The following is a 17,338-nucleotide window of genomic DNA, read 5'->3' as shown; positions in this document are numbered from 1 at the left end:
AAGGAATGAGCTTCTGATGAAGATCGTCATTGCAGACGACCATGCGATCGTACGCAGCGGATTCTCCATGATTCTCAATTTTCAGAATGACATTGAAGTGATCGGAGCGGCGGCAGACGGCAGGGAAGCTTACACCATGGTCGCCAAATTCCGGCCGGACATTCTGATTATGGATTTAAGCATGCCCCCGGGAGAGAGCGGGCTGACCGCTACCGGCAAGATTAAAGAGGATTACCCCGATACCAAAATCCTGATTCTGACGATGCATGATGATGATGAATATCTCTTCCATGTGCTGAAGAACGGGGCCTCCGGTTATGTGCTCAAGAGTGCGCCGGACGAGGAGCTGCTGCTGGCCATCCGGACCATTTATGAAGGCGGCACCTATATTCATCCCAAGATGGCAACCTCGCTGGTCCGTGAGTTCATCAAGCAGGATAAAACGGCAGGCACAGAGGATCTGTTCGAGCTGTTATCCAAGCGGGAGCTCGAGATCCTGCCGCTCATTGCCAAGGGATACGGGAACAAGGAAATCGCCGAGAAGCTGTTCATTTCAGTGAAAACAGTGGAGGCCCACAAGGCGAAAATTATGGAGAAATTAAACCTGAAGAGCCGGCCGGAGCTGGTCGAGTATGCTTTGAGGAAAAAAATGCTGGATTTCTGACCGGCGAATGGAGGTAAGCCTTGATGCCGGAACATGCAGGGCTCAAGTTTACGGTGCCCGCCATGCGCATTCTTGAGAATGAACACCGCTATTTATCCTTTCTGATGGAAGAATGGCATGAGATCGTACTTTGGTTTGAGAGGGAGCAGCCCGCTCCGGAAGAAGCCAGGGCTCAGCTTCATAAGCTGCGTAAGGCGGTTCTGGCGTTTACGGGCCCGCTGAAGAAGCATACCGCGAAGGAAGAAACGCATTTTTTTCCGCTGCTGGGCCGTTACATCGGTTTTGAACAAGGGCCGCTGGTAGGCATCCAGGAGGAGCACCGCGAGATTGACGGGTATATAGGACATTTCCTGCATCACACAGAGGGCAATGCCGAACTGATGACGCTTGAGGATATCCGTGCTGCGGTGAAGGATGCAGGGGAAGCCTTTGAGGTGCTGACGGTACACTTTGTCAAAGAAGAGACGGTTATCTTTCCGATGGCTGAGCATCAGCTTAGCACGAAGGACAAAGAGCGGTTAAGCCAACAGCTGAATACGCTTATTACGTGAGAAGGCATGAACAGGCTGCTCCTATGCGGGGCGGCTTTTTTTGTGCACAGGAAATTAGACAACAAGAAATTGGATTTTCTCCACTTGTCAATGAACAAAGCCTCCCCTGTCAAACAGCAGTTGGAAAAACAGCACAGAGGTCGAAGCCCGAAGAAGGCGATAGAGAATATGTAAGATGTTTCGTTTGTGGCAGGAGTTGCAGGAGTGAATAAGGTCTGGAGCAATGCCCCGCTGTGCGGGGTTATTTTTTTTAGGGTTTCCCCTGTCAGGGAAAGGGGACTCCCCTATATCTGAGCCGGGGGACCGGCGGATACAATGAGTACAGGAAGTATTCATACGAATAATCAAGAGAATAAACGGCGAAAAGGTGAGTCGAATGATTAAAAAAGTGCAATTGCCGCTACAAACCTTAAACTTGATTACCGGATTCATGGTGTGGGTGATCATCTCTTCCCTGATGCCCTTTATTTCCGAGGACATCAGCATCCCTCCGGGAAGACTTGCGATGGTCACAGCGATTCCGGTGGTGCTTGGCTCGATTCTAAGAATTCCTTTGGGCTATTATGCGAACATTCTGGGAGCACGCATTATTTTTATGTCCAGCTTTATCCTGCTGTTGTTTCCGGTCTACTTCATCAGTGAAGCGTCTACGGTTACTCACTTGATTATCGGAGGCCTGTTCCTTGGAATCGGCGGGGCTGTATTCTCGGTGGGGGTGACCTCTCTGCCGAAATATTTCCCCAAAGATAAGCATGGTCTGATCAACGGAATCTACGGGATCGGGAATATCGGCACGGCGGTCACAACCTTCTCTGCTCCGATGGTGGCAGCACAGATAGGCTGGGCCCCTGCGGTGAAAATGTATCTGATTCTGCTGCTGGTGTTCATCGCCTTGAATTTCTTCTTCGGGGACCGTCATGAGCCTAAGCTCAAAACCCCGATTATCGAACAAATCAAAGGCGTATCCCGAAATGAGAAGCTCTGGCTGTTCTCCTTGTTCTATTTCATTACCTTTGGCTCCTTTGTGGCCTTCACGATTTATCTGCCTAACTTTCTGGTATCGAATTTCGGTCTGGACAAGGTGGATGCCGGGATGCGCACAGCCGGCTTCATTGCCGTTGCGACCTTCTTCCGTCCGGTAGGCGGCTGGCTTGCCGACAAGTTCCAGCCGTTGTTCCTGCTCACCGGCACATTCAGTATCTATACAATTGCCGCTATTATCCTGGCCTTTATGCCAGACATGGGATTATATACAGCCGGATGCCTTGCGATTGCGTTCAGTGCAGGAATCGGTAACGGAGTCATTTTCAAATTAGTTCCGCTGTATTTCAATAAGCAGGCGGGTGTCGCCAACGGAATAGTATCGATGATGGGCGGCCTGGGCGGCTTTTTCCCTCCGATCATGCTGTCTGTGATTTATTCGGCGACCGGGCAATATTCCATCGGGTTCATGCTGCTCTCCCAGGTGGCGTTGGCCAGTCTGGTGCTGGTCGTGTGGCTCTATTTCCAGGACCGGCTTGCGCTTACCTCTGAAGTGTTCAATTCTACCGGACAGGGGATTCTGGTCACCGATGTTTCCGGTTTGATTAAGACCGTCAATCCGGCCTTCACGAAGCTCACCGGCTATACGGAGGACGAGGTTCTCGGCAGACAGCCCAGCATTCTCAAGTCAGGCCGCCAATCCAAAGAATTCTACCGAGTCATGTGGGGGGAGGTCAGGGAGACGGGAATGTGGCAGGGCGAAATCTGGAACAGGCGCAAGAACGGGGAAGAGTATCTGCAGTGGCTGAACATCAGCGCTGTGAAGGATGACACCGGCGAGGATGTCCGGTATGTAGGCACATTCAGCGATATTACGCAGAAATAACCGGATGAAGTGGCGTTGAACCGCTGCAGCCAATCCCTTTCCATACAGGACGGCATAACCGGTTCTACTGGGTCCGGCATCAAGTTAGGAGCAGATGAAGGTGGAAAAGAACAGAAATCCGGTTACCGTGGCGGAAGCTGTATTCCGGGTAACCGAAAGAGTGTGCTGCACAGGTACAGAAAGAGTGCCGCTTGCCGCAAGCTATGGACGCATCCTGGCGGAGCCGCTGACGGCAACCCATGATGTTCCGCATTTTACGCGGTCCCCCTATGACGGGTATGCAATTGCTTCGGCAGATTCAGCCGGTGCTTCCGGCAACAGCCGGATCAGCTTCACGGTTGTAGATCATATCGGTGCAGGGGAGATATCTCAGGTTACGCTTGGGGCATTCGAAGCTGTCCGTCTGATGACGGGAGCCGCGCTGCCGGCGGGTGCAGATGCGGTAGTCATGTTCGAACAGGCCTCGGAAGCGGGCCGGACGTTTACCATCCGCAAAGCCTTTGCCCCGCAGGAGAATCTGTCCCTGCAGGGTGAAGATATGCGGTCAGGAGAAAGGATCGTTCCGGCAGGCAGCTTCATTCATCCCGGAACTGTGGCGTTGCTGGCTACCTTCGGGTACGGGGAGGTGCGGGTCGGCAAGCGGCCAGTTGTAGGCATATTGTCAACGGGAACCGAGCTGCTGGAGGTGACGGCTCCGCTCGTACCCGGTAGAATCCGCAACAGCAACGGGCCGATGATCGCTGCCCAGCTCGCCCGGATGGGTATCCCTTACCGGATGTACGATACGGCAGCGGACCAGCTGGAAGAATGCCTGCAGACGGCCAGGCACGCGATGACAGAAACAGACTGCCTGATCACCACAGGCGGCGTATCCGTCGGCGACTATGACTACTTGCCGGAAATATACAAGCGCCTCGGGGCCGATGTGCTGTTCAACAAGGTGGCGATGCGTCCGGGCAGCGTGACTACAGTCGCGGTTGCCGGGGAGAAGTGCCTGTTCGGATTGTCCGGCAATCCGTCGGCGTGCTTCACAGGCTTCGAGCTGTTTGTCAGGCCCGCCCTGCTCAAGATGATGGGGGCAGATAAAGTCTATCTGCCGCGTACGACAGCCGTACTGGCAGAGGATTTCCCGAAGGCCAATCCGTTCACCCGGTTTATCCGGGCTGTTCATGACCGGATCTCGGTGCGTCCCGCCGGCTTCAATAAATCGAATGCGGTATCCTCCATCGCACGCGGGAATTCGCTGATTGTGCTGCCGGGCGGGACAAGAGGTTATGCTGCAGGCGATCCTGTTGACGTACTGCTCCTCGGCGTTGAGGAAGGTACGGACGAATGGGTGCTGTAAGCTTACTGGAAGGGAGATAGACATATGAATGCTCATCCATTGCAGGACCAGCTGCGGCGGCCGATCCATGATTTGCGGATCTCGGTAACGGACCGGTGTAATTTCCGCTGTTCCTACTGCATGCCGAAGGAAGTGTTCGGAGAGGATTATGCCTTCCTCCCGGCAAGCGGGCTGCTTACCTTTGCAGAAATTCTCCGGCTGACGAAGCTCTTCGTCTCCCTTGGCGTAAGCAAAATCAGGCTTACCGGAGGCGAGCCGCTCATGCGGCGGAGCCTGCCCGAGCTTGTTGCCGGAATCCGCGCTATCCGTGGTGTCGAAGACATGGGGCTGACGACGAACGGGGTACTGCTGGGCGGGCAGGCAATGCCGCTGTATACTGCGGGACTCCGCAGGCTGAATGTCAGCCTGGATGCTCTGGAGCCTGAGCTGTTCGGCAGAATGAACGGGCGGGGTTACAAGCCTGGAGCGATTTTAAGACATATTGATTATGCCATAGCAGCCGGCTTTGAGGTCAAAGTAAACATGGTGGTACAAAGAGGGGTGAACGAATCGGAGATTGTGCCGATGGCGGCCTACTTCAAAGATAGAAATATAACGCTTCGCTTCATCGAATTCATGGATGCCGGCAACGACAACGGCTGGAGCTATGAGAAGGTCGTTACCAAACAAGAAATTCTGGAGCGCCTCCAAGGTACTTTTGTGCTGGAAGCCCTGGAGCACGATTATTTCGGCGAGGTGGCGCAGCGTTATGGCTACAAAGGCAGTCAGGCGCAGATCGGCTTTATCACTTCCGTATCCGAATCCTTCTGCTCCTCCTGCACGCGGGCCCGGCTGTCTTCCGACGGCAAGCTGTATACCTGCCTGTTCGCATCGGAGGGCTTTGATCTCAGGGCAATGCTCCGCAGCGGTGCGGATGATCAACATCTGCTGGCTGCCATTAGAGACGTCTGGGAGAAGCGCGCTGACCGCTATTCCGATGAGCGGACAGAACAGACCGCGGGGAACAGAACCAAGATCGGCATGTCCTATATTGGAGGTTAAGCACAGAACGCATTATTCAGCGGTTGAGCGGGCAGGAATGCAGCCTGAAACTACATTGTATATGACGGGAGACGAACTGAACTTATGAACGGAGCACAGCTGCTGATTGAGATGCTGATCGAGAAAAAGATTGAGACCCTGTTCGGCTACCCCGGCGGTGCCGTATTGCCTTTATATGACGCGCTCTATGATTGTGACCGGATTCAGCATGTGCTGGTCAGACACGAGCAGGCTGCGGTCCATGCTGCGGACGGATACGCAAGAGCGACGGGACGCCCGGGGGTAGCCCTTGTTACCAGCGGTCCTGGAGCAACCAATGCCGTCACCGGAATTGCTACCGCCTTCATGGATTCGGTTCCGTTAATTGTCCTTACCGGCCAGGTATCCACCGAGCTTATTGGTCTGGACAGCTTTCAGGAAGTGGATATTTACGGAATGACGATGCCGGTTACGAAACACAATTATATCGTAAGGGAGATCAAGGAGCTTCCAAGAATTATACATGAGGCGTTCCATGTGGCGACAACAGGACGGCCCGGTCCGGTTCTGATCGATCTGCCGAAAAATGTCATGAATGCGGAATTCACTGCAGCGGGGGATACCTCCGGCCAGTCCTCACCGCCAGTTATCCGGGGGTACCAGACCGATTATTTCATAGATTCGGCGGATATTCAGCTGGCGGCAGAGCGGCTGAACCGTGCGCAGCGGCCGCTTGTGCTTATTGGCGGAGGCTGTATTCAAGGGGAGACCCCGGCACTCCTGAAGGAATTCGCCGAGCAGCTGGGGCTTCCTGTAGCCAGCACGCTGATGGGCCTCGGAGCTTTCCCGTCCGGACACTCCCTGCATCTGGGCATGGTCGGGATGCATGGAACAGTGGCTGCCAACCGTGCACTCCAGGGTGCTGACGTTGTGCTGTGTCTCGGTGTGCGATTCAGTGACCGGGTAACGGGCAACCGGAAGGCCTTCTCGCCGGGTTCCTATAAAATTCAAGTGGATCTGGATACCTCCGAGCTGAACAAGAACATTCCCATAGATCTTGCGGTCACCGGTTCCTGTGCAGATTTCCTTAGCGGATTACGGGGACAAGTACAGGCAGCGGAGCATTCCGCCTGGGATCAGCAGATCATGGCCTGGCTGAAGCGTCCGGTGAAATCGAGCAAGGGCCAGGATGCCAAGATGACTCCCCAGGAGGTTATCGGATGCATTCAAAAGGCTACAGCGGGCGATGCGATTATAGCCACAGATGTCGGCCAGCATCAGATATGGACGGCTACGCACTACGAGTTCTCGGAAGCACGGTCGTTCCTGACCTCCGGCGGACTAGGTACCATGGGGTACGGCTTGCCTGCTGCAATCGGCGCCGCTGTTGCTTTTCCTGACCGCCATGTGGTTTGCATTACAGGGGACGGAAGCTTTCAGATGAATATGCAGGAGATTATGACGGCTGTTGATCATGGGCTGAACGTCAAGGTGGCGATCTTTAAGAACGGGTATCTGGGGATGGTAAGACAGTGGCAGCAGCTGTTTCTGGGCCGGCGGTATTCCTCGGTGCGGATCAGCTCGCCGGATTTTGTCGCCTTGGCGGAGTCCTTCGGCGCCCACGGGTTCCGGGCACGCACGCTTGCTGAAGCAGAGCAGATTATTGAACTTGCGCTGCATACGGAGGGGCTTGTCGTAATGGAATTTGATATCACCGAAGAGAGCAATGTATATCCCATTGTGCCGCCGGGATCGAGCAATCAGGATATGATTGTGGAATAGCATTACGCAGCAATAAGGAAGCTCCTCTACCGTGATTACCGGCAGAAGAGCTTCCTGATTTTATACGTTTGGGGTTATTTTATACACTAGAAGTAGAGCACAAGCACTGACACATATAACATAACGGAGAAGCCGATCTCGATGATTCCGGTACGTTTGGCAGTGATGCCCGTCTTAGGCAGGATGGCCGCCCGCAGGAGCAGGATCAGCAGCGGAACCAGCAGAGACGGAAACAGGAAGAGTCCGGCTACTGCAACCAGCAGATGATAGAGCACCGAGCCGTAATAGAAGCGGATATTGTTCCGTTCACGGATGACGGTTTTGACATATAATGCGGTTCCGGTGAAGTACAGCACGGCCAGCACGAACAGCTCGGTTGTAGTCTGCCAGCTCCCGCCCTGACCGACATAGAAGACCGGATAGATGATCAGGCAGAAGGCCACTATGGCCGAGATGTCATTGAGCAGGGCCCGTTCATTTTTGGTTCTGGCATAATAGAGATTCACAGCGAACAAAGGCACGAGCGGCAGAACAAACCATAACAGCACAGGCTCAGCTGCCACCAGATAGATGATTAAAGGGAGCAGCAGAATGCCATACAGCTTCAAGGGATGGGCATAACGCTTGAATTTCCTTGTCTTCACCCCCTGCAGCAAAGGAAAGCTGAACAAATAGATCAGCAGCCAGCAGACAAACAGCGGAATATGTATAAGCTGCCCCCGGGATGCGGCTACCCCGAACAGAAAGGGCAGAACGAGCATCGCCCAGGCGCCGTGCTGGTTAGGGATATATTTCTTCATACTAAACATGACCTCCTACCCTGAACTATCATGGCATGTGAGGATGCCAGACTCTTTAACTATACTTTTTTTGATGGGGGACGCGGGTGATTTGAAGCACAAGATATGCGCTGCTCCCCAGGGTTATCACTGAACGTTATTATGACAAAGGAGAGGCTGCAACGTGATTATGAAATCTCATCATGCAGCAGTACGGGGACCAGTTCCTGTACTGCAAATTGTCGGTTATAAGAATAGCGGAAAAACAACCCTGGCCTGCCGCTTAATCCGCGCCTTATCCGCCCGTGGGCTGCGTGTCGGGTCGGCCAAACATGATGCCCACCACTTTCAACTGGATGATCCGGGCACAGACAGCAGCAAGCATTTGCTGCACGGTGCAGTTGAAGCTGTACTGACCTCGTCAGAGGCTACAAGAATCATGCGGAAGTCCGAAACCTCATTGGAAGACATCGCAGCATCTATGTACGGTAAGGTTGATCTGCTGATTGCAGAAGGCTTCAAATCTGCGGATTATCCCAAAATCGCATTGATCCGCAATGCAGACGAGATGAGCCTGCTGCGAAACCAGACTGCGAATATATGCCTATGGCTGAGCTGGGAGGAGAACGAGGTTAAGCACAGGGCAGCCTCTCCGGTCAGCCCGAATACTATCCCTGTACTGCCTCTGCAGGATCAAGCGCTTATTGATGAAGAAGTTCTTTCTCTGGCTTTGTCACTTCTCTAATCAAAAGGAGCGGGAATACTTACGGGTGGTGCTTAATTTGCTGACTGGAATCATACTGGCAGGCGGACAGAATTCCCGGATGAAGGGCCAGAATAAGGCGCTCCTGACCTATCAAGGGGAGCGTTTCGTGGATAGACAGCTGAAGGAAATGCGAACCGTTTGCTCTAAAATAATTGTTGTTACGAACGATGCTTCTCCGTACATGGATTACCCTCCGCAAGGAGATATCCGGTATCTTCCGGACATCTATGCGGGGCATGGACCGCTGAGCGGGTTTCATGCTGCTTTTGCCGGGGTGGAGACGGAATATGCCTGGGTTGTAGGGTGTGATATCCCTAACATTTCAGCTCCCGCCGCTTCGTGGATGCTTACCCGGCTCATGGAAGGGGACTATGAGGCTGTTCTTCCCGTAATGAATGGCAAACATCAGATGCTCCATGGGGTATACCGGCCGCACCGGATTCTGGCGGATATTATTGAAAGACTGGATACACGGCAGTACCGGCTATCCGGATTATTAGATTCGATGCACTGGTTAGGGGTAGACAAGGACGATCTTGCCGGTGCGGGTATACATGAGGATTTCACTGCAGATATTGATACACCTGAGCAATATAAGGACTTGCTGCACGCAGATATGGAAAGGGAGTGATCACTTGGGCAGTGCATTATTCGAAATTACAGACAACCCGATTCAGCCGCAGGCGGTCTCTGATAAAGTTCTGCGGAGAGAAGCGGGAGCGGTCACTTTATTCATAGGTACGGTAAGGGAGCTCACGCAGGGTAAGCGGACATTATATCTTGAATATGAAGCGTATCCGCTTATGGCGCTCACGCAATTGGAACGCATCGGGCAGGAGGTCAGAGAACGCTGGCCGGATACCAGGGTTGCTGTGACACATCGGGTAGGAAAGCTTGAAATTATGGATATCGCTGTGGTTATCGCTGTATCTTCGCCGCACCGTAAGGCTGCTTACGAAGCGAATGAATATGTGATAGACCGGATTAAACAGATTGTACCGATCTGGAAAAAAGAAACGGGCGAAGACGGCAAAGCATGGATTGGCGACCAGCTGAATCAATGTGCTTATCCGGAAGGCCGGCCCCTCTTACCGGATATTCCTGTGGAAGTCAGGAAGTAAAGAAGCCGCAATTCGCTATCCGATGAACTACCAGATTGTTGATCTGAATGCACAAAGGGAGCTCCATAACGGGGCTCCCTGTTTTTTGGTATTCCGGATATACGCAAACCGGTGCAGAGCTAAAGCGCGGATACCCGCATGCTCTGCTTCTGCTTGTTACACATACTCGCACTTAAACTCCGTGAACTCCGCCGAAGCATCTTCCCCGCAAGCGTACAGTCCGATGAGTACCCCTGTAAATCCTCCGGCCACCTCGGAAGAGAGGTATCTGGTCTGGGCCGTGCCGAGGGGGATTTCCCCGTGTTCACTGCTAATGAAGAAGCTGTATTGCTCCTTACCGGATTTGATCAACAGCGTGGCCTGATTGCTACTGCCCAGAGCCACTTCATGCTGGATGGATTTGACATCTCCAGTATTGAGGCGTTCGATTACCCGGTACTGCGCTCCGTCTTGGCGTATTGCCAGATCATAATGATGATTCTCGTCCATATAGAGCGTGATGCCGGCTTCTCCGCCTGTGAGCGTTATGTTGCAGGAAATCACCGCGTCGAAATCCCGTTGGCGGAGGCCTATAAAGGTCGGGGATGCCGGAACATCCAGCGTTACTTCTGTGCCTTGTAGCGTCAGTTTGTCTTGTCCCAGCAGATAATTCTCTCTGGCCGGATGGCGAAGATAAGCCCAGTCCAGATTCCAGCCGGTATTCTCAAAAGTATAGCTCTTCTTCTCCTGCTGAATCACTGTGTCCGGAATACGGTCAGTCTCGAAGCTCAGGAGAACCGTTCCGTTATGCCCGGCTGTAAACCAGCCGTCTTCGCCGAAGGTCACCGGAGTCAGGAACACTTCGCGGCCCAGATGGTGGTAAGTGAGCCAGCGTCCGGTTTGCCGGAATCCCAGATGCAGGAGCCACCAGTTCCCCAGCTCATCCTGGATCAGATCGCTGTGTCCGACACCCTGCAGCTCATAGCCGCCCAGATTGCGGTTGGTCAGGACAGGATTATTCGCATAGGCCTCGAACGGACCGGAAGGGGAAGTCCCCCGCGCATAAGTCGCCATATGACCATATTCGGTTCCGCCTTCGGCTGCGAGCAGGTAGTAATACCCGTTGATTTTATAGAGGTGAGGGCTTTCCAGATAACGTCCGCCCGTTCCCTGCCAGATAGACTGGCTCAGCGACAGCTTGCTGCCCGTTTCAATGTCAATCTCACACTGAATCACACCCGGGTTGTTATTATCGTCAAACCCGTTGCTCATAAACAAAGTCTTGCCGTCTTCAAAATACAAATCCGGATCGATTCCGCCCTGATCGACATAGACCGGTTCCGACCATTCGCCGTAAATATCGTCCGTCCAGACATAGAAGTTCTGGCGGGTCGTGTCATTGGTAGTCACCATGTAGAAACGGCCGTTATTGTGGCGGATGGTAGGGGCGAACACGCCGCCGGAGCTGCTCACCGTACCCAGCTGAATCTGGCTCCCGCGGGTCAGGCAATGGCCGATTTGCTTCCAGTTAAGCAGGTCCGCGCTCTCGAAGATGGGCACTCCAGGGAAATACTGAAAGGAGCTGCAGACCATATAATAGATGCCGTCCACTTTGCATACGCTGGGGTCAGGGTAGAAGCCTTTGATTACGGGATTGTTGTATTTCATACATACACCTCTTCTATAAATTCATATATATATAAATTCAATATGAACACTTCTAAGGAAATTAAACACCAACTTGAGATTCATAGCAATAGATTAAGCTTGTCTGCGGGATTTAAATCGGTTAAATTAATAGAAATATGAATTCAGTGATCAGGAGATAATCATGATGATAAAAGCGGACGGGAAACCGGAGTTCATGCCTTTATACGAGGCGCTGGCCAGTGAAGTCAGGTGGAGAATTATGAGCCTCATTGCCGAGCGTGAAATGAATGTGAAGGATATCGCGGATAAGCTTGCGCTTAGCCCATCCATCGTCACCCTGCACATCCGGAAGCTCGAAGCCGCCGGGCTGACCGGAAGCCGCAGGGTCCGGCTGAACGGGGGGACGCATAAGCTGTGCTTCCTCAAAGCAGCAAGCATTGATATCCAGCTGCCGTCTGCCCGCAAGGACACGAAGGTACTGGAGCAGAGCATTTCTGTGGGTCATTATACGGCGTTTGAAGTCCATCCAACCTGCGGGCTGGGTACACATGAGATGGAAATTGGGGTGTGGGATGATCCGCGTTATTTTCTGGATCCCGAGCGGGTTAATGCTGCGATTCTATGGTTTGGCAGAGGATACGTGGAGTATAAAATGCCCAACTATCTGGCCGCCGGACAGACGGCGGACTTCCTTGAAATTTCAATGGAGCTGGCTTCGGAAGCGCCCGGATTAAGAGACGAATGGCCGTCGGATATCGGCTTTACGTTTAACGGTGTGTTCCTTGGAGCCTGGACGAGTCCGGCGGATTTCGGCAGAGCGGCACGCGGCAGATACACGCCCGAATGGTGGCACCGGAATGTGAATCAGTACGGGCTGCTCAAGACGATCCGCATTGACGCTTCGGGTACTTTTATAGATGGAGTGCAGATGTCGGAGGTGACCATTCACGAGGTGAAGCTGCAGGAGCCGTTCTGGACGCTTCGGTTCACGGTGGACGAGCAGGCAGAACATGTAGGCGGATTGACGCTGTATGGGGCAGGCTTCGGCAATCATGACCAAGATATTGTGGTTCGGGTGTATCTCCGGTAGGTTGCAGCTGCGCGAACCGTACAGTACAATTTCAGTACCCGGTTATGCCGGTCAGGCTTAAGGGATCACTTTGAAGAGAATACTTCGGATAAAGGGAGTGTTATATAATGAATGCAGAAATGGTCATGCAGGAGCTGGAAGAGCTCGGCAAGGAACGAACCAGGAAAATATATAGCTCGAATGGCGCGCAGGAACCGCTTTTTGGTGTAGCGACCGGGGCGATGAAGCCGATCTTCAAAAAAACCAAAATCAATCAGCCGCTGGCTGAAAAGCTATATGCGACGGGGAATTATGACGCGATGTATTTTGCCGGAATCATTGCCGACCCTAACGGGATGACGGAAGCCGATTATGACCGGTGGATGGACGGGGCTTATTTCTACATGCTGTCTGATTTCGTGGTGGCCGTAACTCTGGCGGAGGCGGATATCGCCCAGCAGGTTGCCGATAAATGGATCGCGAGCGGGGAGGACCTGAGAATGTCGGCGGGCTGGAGCTGTTACTGCTGGCTGCTGGGAAGCCGCCCGGATAAGGAATTCTCTGAGAGCAAGCTGGCCGGTATGCTGGAGCTGGTGAGCAAGAGTATTCATGACGCACCGGAGCGCACCAAATATTCAATGAACAACTTCCTCTACACAGTAGCCGTATCCTATTCGCCGCTGCATGACTTGGCGAGTGAGACAGCGAAGAAAGTAGGTCCGGTAGAGGTGGGCAAGGACAAGCCTGCAGGCAAATCCATTAATGCCTACGACAATATTCAAAAGACGGTCGAAAAAGGCCGCGTCGGATTTAAACGCAAGCATGTGCGGTGCTAGGCGGGTATCCGCTGAATCTGGTGTTTTAATTAACATCTGCCTCTTAACGTGGGCAGGTGTTTTTTTGTTGGGGCGGAGTTCACGATTGTATGCCGTCTGCAAAATACATTCCACTAATGTTTAACTAACGTTCCACCACGTCAACCCTGTTCCACCCACATCAACCCTGTTCAGCACCTGCTCAACCCACGTTTAACCTGTTTTTTGCGCAGCTGGAATCCGGTTGCCTTTGTAATCCTGCACAGAATACAACATTATCCTCTTAATCCCGGCCATAGTTGTAGAACGTACAACATTTCCGTGCTAAGCTTCGGCGGCCGCTCGCCCGTGTGCTGCTATGGCTGTAACGCTAGCTGTAAGTTAGTGTTTACATAACGAGATCAACAGAGTCCTATCTGTTGGTCTCTTTTGCTGTGGAGCCCGGCATAAATAATTGTCACGCTTGAGACTGCTCAAGTGTTATATCTATAGAAACAGAAGAAATAGAAGAAAGGAGACCAACGTGAATTCTATTGAAGAGAAGATTGGGAGAATACAGGCCGGAGAGGCCCACCTGTACTCCGATGTGATCAGGCTGTACCAGCAGCGGATATACTTCTACTGCTTCCGGCTACTGAACAGCAAGGAAGAGGCGGAGGATGCGGTGCAGGATGTCCTCATCAAGGCTTATCAGAACATCGGCCAGTTCAAGCCGCAGGCGGATTTTGTCTCATGGCTCTACAAGATCGCCTACCACCATTGTCTGAATCTGTTGCGGCGGCAGAAATTCCAGCTTCAACTGCGCAAGCTGCTCCGGCAGGACGTTATGGTGAACAGCGCCGAACAAATGGTTGAGAACCGCCTGTTCAGCGAGCCGGTCTCGGCCGCCCTGGGGAAGCTTGATGTGGAAGACCGGAACTTGTTGATTCTGCGTATTTATGAAGATAAATCGTTTGCGGAAATCGGCGAAATTCTGGGTGTTAGTACGGCTACAGTACGCAAAAGATATGGACGGACCAGAGACAAGCTAAAAAAAGCGATTGAGAGAAAGGAGAAACAATTATGGGCAAGAGTGAATTGACTTCGGAGGAACGGTTCCTGAAGGATGGAGACCGGTCTGCTAATTATCTCCCCGTGGATGTTCATGACCCGGTAATGAAAGCGCTCGGGCTTGGCGGGACTTTATCTGCTGATGAAGAGCAGACAACGGTGCAGACGCTTCCGCCAAACGAAGATGCTCCTAACACTATGCGCAGGGTTGAGACAGAAGCCGGAACAGGGCGGAGACGGAAGCGGATTCGGGTGCAGGGCTGGGTGGCGGCACTCCTTGTAGTAGTGTTGCTGGGCGGCGGTTATGCCCAGTATTCCGGTGAAGTCCGGCAAGGGGCCGAAGCCCTGTTTTCCAGTGAAGTCCGGCAGGGGGCCGGGGCTCAGTACAAGGTGCTGCCCTATAAGCCGCTTCCGGCGACGGCATCGGGCGGCATGATAGAGAAGGCGAAAGAACCCTTGATGCCCTATACTCCTGAGGCACAGCCGGGTATAGAGGATGAAGCCTACCAGGAGAGTAAGCTCTACAGCCAGAAATATTCAAAAGGGCACGAACTCATGAAGGAGTTGCTGCTTCCCGGAGAGTATGCCACCTATGTAATTGCGCGTGAAGACCGGCAGGAAGAGGGGAGTCTTAACATGTACCTTCCACCGCTCACGTTCAAGGAGTATGCAGCTTACAAGACCAGCGTAGAGAAGCACAACACTCCGATAGTGAAGCAACCGGCGTATATGCCGGAAGGTTATGTCTTGGACGAGGCAATCATCAAGCCTTCTTTCCTAAAGGTTCCAGATGAGAAGCAGCTTGAGGGCGGAAACGCGAGAGACCTGGGGGACAACTTCCGGCTGACCTGGAGAGTAGAGAAGGCGGAGAACCTTGTCTACCAGTATTCATCGCTGATATACAAGAAGGGGGAGACTCAGGTAAGAATCGGTGTCTCACGTGTTGATGACAATTCAGGACCGGCATATCCGCTGCCGTGGAGCGAAAAGACAAAGGTGGAGAATGTTGAGATAGGCGGCAAGCAGCTCATTTATCTTGATGACTCCAGCAACACGGAGCTCGACTTGGGGTATAAGTATAAACTGGTCTGGTCTGACCCCGAAGCGCAGATCATCTATTCCGTGGCGGTTGGCCAGGAGAATTCGGAGTTAACCAAGGATGATATCATCCGCATTGCCGCCAGTATGATGAATTAGACGAATGCAGTTGGGGCGCTCAGGGCTGCCCCGCTATCTATGATAGCGGAACAGGCCTTGAGCGTTTTTGGCATGCCCGAAAGACTTCATTTCCGGGAGATTTTATAATAATTCGTGCATTGCTCTTATATGAACTTCAAATCCTAATTGTTACTATAACAATGTAGTAAGAGAATACAGATGTATACAGGAGGGTTAAAGATGTTGAAATGGAAGCGTTCTCTTTCGCTGTTAGCCATGACAGCTATATTGGGTACACTGGCTGCCTGCGGCGGCGGAGGGAATGGAGCAAACAATGCAGGTGCTGCAACTGCGGCACCTGCCAGTACTGATGCTGCGGCAACTACAGCTCCTAGCAGCGGTGAACCTGTCAAACTCCGGATTATGTGGTGGGGCTCCCAGCCGCGCCACGAGGCAACCTTGGCTGCGCTGGACTTGTACACGAAGAATCATCCGAATGTAACGTTTGAGCCGGAGTATTCCGGGATGGACGGATATCTGGACAAATTATCTACCCAGGCTGCGGCCAATAACGCTCCGGATATCGTGCAGCTCGATCCGGGCTGGATGCCGGACTGGATGGCCCGCAAGCAACTCACTGAATTGGCGCCAGAGGTGGATGTCAGCAAATTCGATGAGAAGCTGCTGGCCGGCGGCCAGCTGGACGGCAAACAGTATGCCGTTCCGCTGGGCTCAGTAGCCTTCGGTATGGTTTATGATAAAGCCGCTATGGATAAGCTGGGGATTGCCAATCCGGCCAATGGCTGGACCTGGGATGATTTTTTTGCCTTAGCCAAGGAATCCCAAGCAAAGCTGCCGGACGGCCAGTATTTCACTCTGGACTATGCGGGGAACTACTTCATGTATTCGGCTTACCAATACGCCAGGGGGAAAGGGCAGGTTATCACGGATGACGGTCATTTCAATGTGGATGAAGCCACGTACCTGGAATGGACCCGGAAATTTGAGGAGCTGCGTACAGAAGGCCTGGTTCCTCCGGCGGATGTGAATGCCTCCGATAAGGAGAATGATCCGCAAATGGACCTGCTGGCAGCAGGCAAAGTCCTGTTCCGGTACAGCTTCTCCAACAACCTGGGAACCTGGGACAGTATTAAACCGGGAGCTTACGCCCTTGTAACGATGCCGCGTGCCGAAGAAGCCGGAGGCTGGCTGAAGCCGTCCATGTTCCTGGCCGTTTCCAAGAATTCCAAGCATGCCGAAGAAGCCAAGAAATTCATCAACTGGTTCGTGAATGATCCGGAGGCAGCTCAAGTCACCCAAACCTTCCGCGGCCTGCCGGCCAATAAGGACAATGCCGCCCTTCTGGAAGCTAACATGAGTGAACTGGATAAAGTAGGGTTAGGGCTCCTTCGTGCTACTGAGCCGGATGGCCAGACCTGGTCGGCCGGAGCCGGAGGCTGGACGAACTTCGTGGATAAAGACTGGGTGCTTGTCCGTGACCAGCTGAGCTTCGGGAAATCCACGCCGGAGGAAGCTTATAAGCAGCTTAAGGAAGCAGCGCAATCCTACGAGAAATAGAAGGATTATTGATAGCATAAGGCATATATATTCTATAGTTGAACAAGAAGCCCGGGACAGCCATGTCCCGGGCTTTATTCCGGACTATTTGGTTCCCTGGAATTACCGTTATATTTTGAAAGAATTCGAGCATTCCCCTCATTT

The 17,338-nt window shown here is 52.8% G+C and carries 16 protein-coding genes; 14 read left to right on the top strand and 2 right to left on the bottom strand.

Annotation, left to right across the window (positions count from 1 at the left end; all coding sequences use genetic code 11):
• Window positions 1–16 precede the first annotated feature (16 nt).
• The 6 genes from MHI42_RS12215 (at window position 17) to ilvB (ending at window position 7,229) form a co-directional block, all read left to right on the top strand.
• On the top strand, window positions 17–664 hold the full coding sequence (locus tag MHI42_RS12215; protein WP_039308190.1) for a response regulator transcription factor: 648 nt from the start codon (window positions 17–19) through the stop codon (window positions 662–664).
• A 23-nt stretch (window positions 665–687) separates the two neighbouring features.
• Window positions 688–1,215, top strand: coding sequence for a hemerythrin domain-containing protein (locus MHI42_RS12210; protein ID WP_342423944.1), 528 nt, complete (start codon window positions 688–690; stop codon window positions 1,213–1,215).
• 376 nt (window positions 1,216–1,591) lie between these two features.
• Window positions 1,592–3,082 (top strand): MFS transporter, encoded by a 1,491-nt coding sequence (locus MHI42_RS12205; protein WP_342423943.1) that lies wholly within the window; start codon window positions 1,592–1,594, stop codon window positions 3,080–3,082.
• A gap of 94 nt (window positions 3,083–3,176) precedes the next feature.
• Complete coding sequence (glp, locus tag MHI42_RS12200; RefSeq protein ID WP_342423942.1) at window positions 3,177–4,427, top strand: gephyrin-like molybdotransferase Glp; 1,251 nt, start codon at window positions 3,177–3,179, stop codon at window positions 4,425–4,427.
• A 24-nt stretch (window positions 4,428–4,451) separates the two neighbouring features.
• Window positions 4,452–5,468 carry a GTP 3',8-cyclase MoaA gene (gene moaA / locus MHI42_RS12195; protein ID WP_342423941.1) on the top strand — a complete coding sequence of 339 codons (1,017 nt, stop codon included), beginning with the start codon at window positions 4,452–4,454 and terminating at the stop codon, window positions 5,466–5,468.
• An 84-nt stretch (window positions 5,469–5,552) separates the two neighbouring features.
• Window positions 5,553–7,229 (top strand): biosynthetic-type acetolactate synthase large subunit, encoded by a 1,677-nt coding sequence (gene ilvB, locus MHI42_RS12190; RefSeq protein ID WP_342423940.1) that lies wholly within the window; start codon window positions 5,553–5,555, stop codon window positions 7,227–7,229.
• Window positions 7,230–7,315: 86 nt separating this feature from the next.
• Here ilvB and MHI42_RS12185 read toward each other — a convergent pair whose 3' ends face one another.
• On the bottom strand, window positions 7,316–8,029 hold the full coding sequence (locus MHI42_RS12185; protein ID WP_342423939.1) for a YwiC-like family protein: 714 nt from the start codon (window positions 8,027–8,029) through the stop codon (window positions 7,316–7,318).
• Between the two features lie 169 nt (window positions 8,030–8,198).
• Here MHI42_RS12185 and mobB point away from each other — a divergent pair, with 169 nt between their 5' ends.
• The 3 genes from mobB to MHI42_RS12170 are packed head-to-tail and all read left to right on the top strand — an operon-like array spanning window position 8,199 to window position 9,895.
• Window positions 8,199–8,753: a molybdopterin-guanine dinucleotide biosynthesis protein B gene (gene mobB / locus MHI42_RS12180; RefSeq protein ID WP_342424728.1), complete on the top strand. Its 555-nt coding sequence runs from the start codon at window positions 8,199–8,201 to the stop codon at window positions 8,751–8,753.
• Window positions 8,754–8,790: 37 nt separating this feature from the next.
• On the top strand, window positions 8,791–9,405 hold the full coding sequence (locus MHI42_RS12175) for a molybdenum cofactor guanylyltransferase (RefSeq protein ID WP_342423938.1): 615 nt from the start codon (window positions 8,791–8,793) through the stop codon (window positions 9,403–9,405).
• A 4-nt stretch (window positions 9,406–9,409) separates the two neighbouring features.
• Window positions 9,410–9,895 carry a molybdenum cofactor biosynthesis protein MoaE gene (locus tag MHI42_RS12170; RefSeq protein WP_342423937.1) on the top strand — a complete coding sequence of 162 codons (486 nt, stop codon included), beginning with the start codon at window positions 9,410–9,412 and terminating at the stop codon, window positions 9,893–9,895.
• A 156-nt stretch (window positions 9,896–10,051) separates the two neighbouring features.
• Here MHI42_RS12170 and MHI42_RS12165 read toward each other — a convergent pair whose 3' ends face one another.
• Window positions 10,052–11,542 carry a glycoside hydrolase family 43 protein gene (locus tag MHI42_RS12165; protein WP_342423936.1) on the bottom strand — a complete coding sequence of 497 codons (1,491 nt, stop codon included), beginning with the start codon at window positions 11,540–11,542 and terminating at the stop codon, window positions 10,052–10,054.
• A 166-nt stretch (window positions 11,543–11,708) separates the two neighbouring features.
• On the opposite strand from MHI42_RS12165, the gene MHI42_RS12160 reads away from it, so the two are divergent.
• The 5 genes from MHI42_RS12160 (at window position 11,709) to MHI42_RS12140 (ending at window position 17,194) form a co-directional block, all read left to right on the top strand.
• Complete coding sequence (locus MHI42_RS12160) at window positions 11,709–12,614, top strand: ArsR family transcriptional regulator (protein WP_342424727.1); 906 nt, start codon at window positions 11,709–11,711, stop codon at window positions 12,612–12,614.
• A 107-nt stretch (window positions 12,615–12,721) separates the two neighbouring features.
• Complete coding sequence (locus MHI42_RS12155) at window positions 12,722–13,429, top strand: DNA alkylation repair protein (protein WP_342423935.1); 708 nt, start codon at window positions 12,722–12,724, stop codon at window positions 13,427–13,429.
• 502 nt (window positions 13,430–13,931) lie between these two features.
• Window positions 13,932–14,489, top strand: a complete 558-nt coding sequence (locus MHI42_RS12150; RefSeq protein ID WP_342423934.1) for a sigma-70 family RNA polymerase sigma factor — start codon at window positions 13,932–13,934, stop codon at window positions 14,487–14,489.
• Window positions 14,471–15,655 carry a hypothetical protein gene (locus MHI42_RS12145; protein ID WP_342423933.1) on the top strand — a complete coding sequence of 395 codons (1,185 nt, stop codon included), beginning with the start codon at window positions 14,471–14,473 and terminating at the stop codon, window positions 15,653–15,655. The genes MHI42_RS12150 and MHI42_RS12145 overlap by 19 nt, the downstream gene beginning before the upstream one ends.
• Window positions 15,656–15,856: 201 nt before the next feature.
• Complete coding sequence (locus tag MHI42_RS12140; RefSeq protein WP_342423932.1) at window positions 15,857–17,194, top strand: extracellular solute-binding protein; 1,338 nt, start codon at window positions 15,857–15,859, stop codon at window positions 17,192–17,194.
• Window positions 17,195–17,338 lie beyond the last annotated feature (144 nt).

It is taken from the genome of Paenibacillus sp. FSL E2-0178 (assembly GCF_038593005.1).
GTDB lineage: Bacteria > Bacillota > Bacilli > Paenibacillales > Paenibacillaceae > Paenibacillus_AQ > Paenibacillus_AQ phytohabitans.
This window is presented reverse-complemented; position numbering and strand designations above follow the sequence as displayed.

Bases quoted from the DNA above. Each gene is read 5' to 3' on its own strand.
- MHI42_RS12215 (WP_039308190.1), top strand. From the start codon at position 17: ATGAAGATCGTCATTGCAGACGACCATGCGATCGTACGCAGCGGATTC.
- MHI42_RS12210 (WP_342423944.1), top strand. From the start codon at position 688: ATGCCGGAACATGCAGGGCTCAAGTTTACGGTGCCCGCCATGCGCATT.
- MHI42_RS12205 (WP_342423943.1), top strand. From the start codon at position 1,592: ATGATTAAAAAAGTGCAATTGCCGCTACAAACCTTAAACTTGATTACC.
- glp (WP_342423942.1), top strand. From the start codon at position 3,177: ATGAAGGTGGAAAAGAACAGAAATCCGGTTACCGTGGCGGAAGCTGTA.
- moaA (WP_342423941.1), top strand. From the start codon at position 4,452: ATGAATGCTCATCCATTGCAGGACCAGCTGCGGCGGCCGATCCATGAT.
- ilvB (WP_342423940.1), top strand. From the start codon at position 5,553: ATGAACGGAGCACAGCTGCTGATTGAGATGCTGATCGAGAAAAAGATT.
- MHI42_RS12185 (WP_342423939.1), bottom strand. From the start codon at position 8,029: ATGAAGAAATATATCCCTAACCAGCACGGCGCCTGGGCGATGCTCGTT.
- mobB (WP_342424728.1), top strand. From the start codon at position 8,199: ATGAAATCTCATCATGCAGCAGTACGGGGACCAGTTCCTGTACTGCAA.
- MHI42_RS12165 (WP_342423936.1), bottom strand. From the start codon at position 11,542: ATGAAATACAACAATCCCGTAATCAAAGGCTTCTACCCTGACCCCAGC.
- MHI42_RS12160 (WP_342424727.1), top strand. From the start codon at position 11,709: ATGATAAAAGCGGACGGGAAACCGGAGTTCATGCCTTTATACGAGGCG.
- MHI42_RS12155 (WP_342423935.1), top strand. From the start codon at position 12,722: ATGAATGCAGAAATGGTCATGCAGGAGCTGGAAGAGCTCGGCAAGGAA.
- MHI42_RS12145 (WP_342423933.1), top strand. From the start codon at position 14,471: ATGGGCAAGAGTGAATTGACTTCGGAGGAACGGTTCCTGAAGGATGGA.
- MHI42_RS12140 (WP_342423932.1), top strand. From the start codon at position 15,857: ATGTTGAAATGGAAGCGTTCTCTTTCGCTGTTAGCCATGACAGCTATA.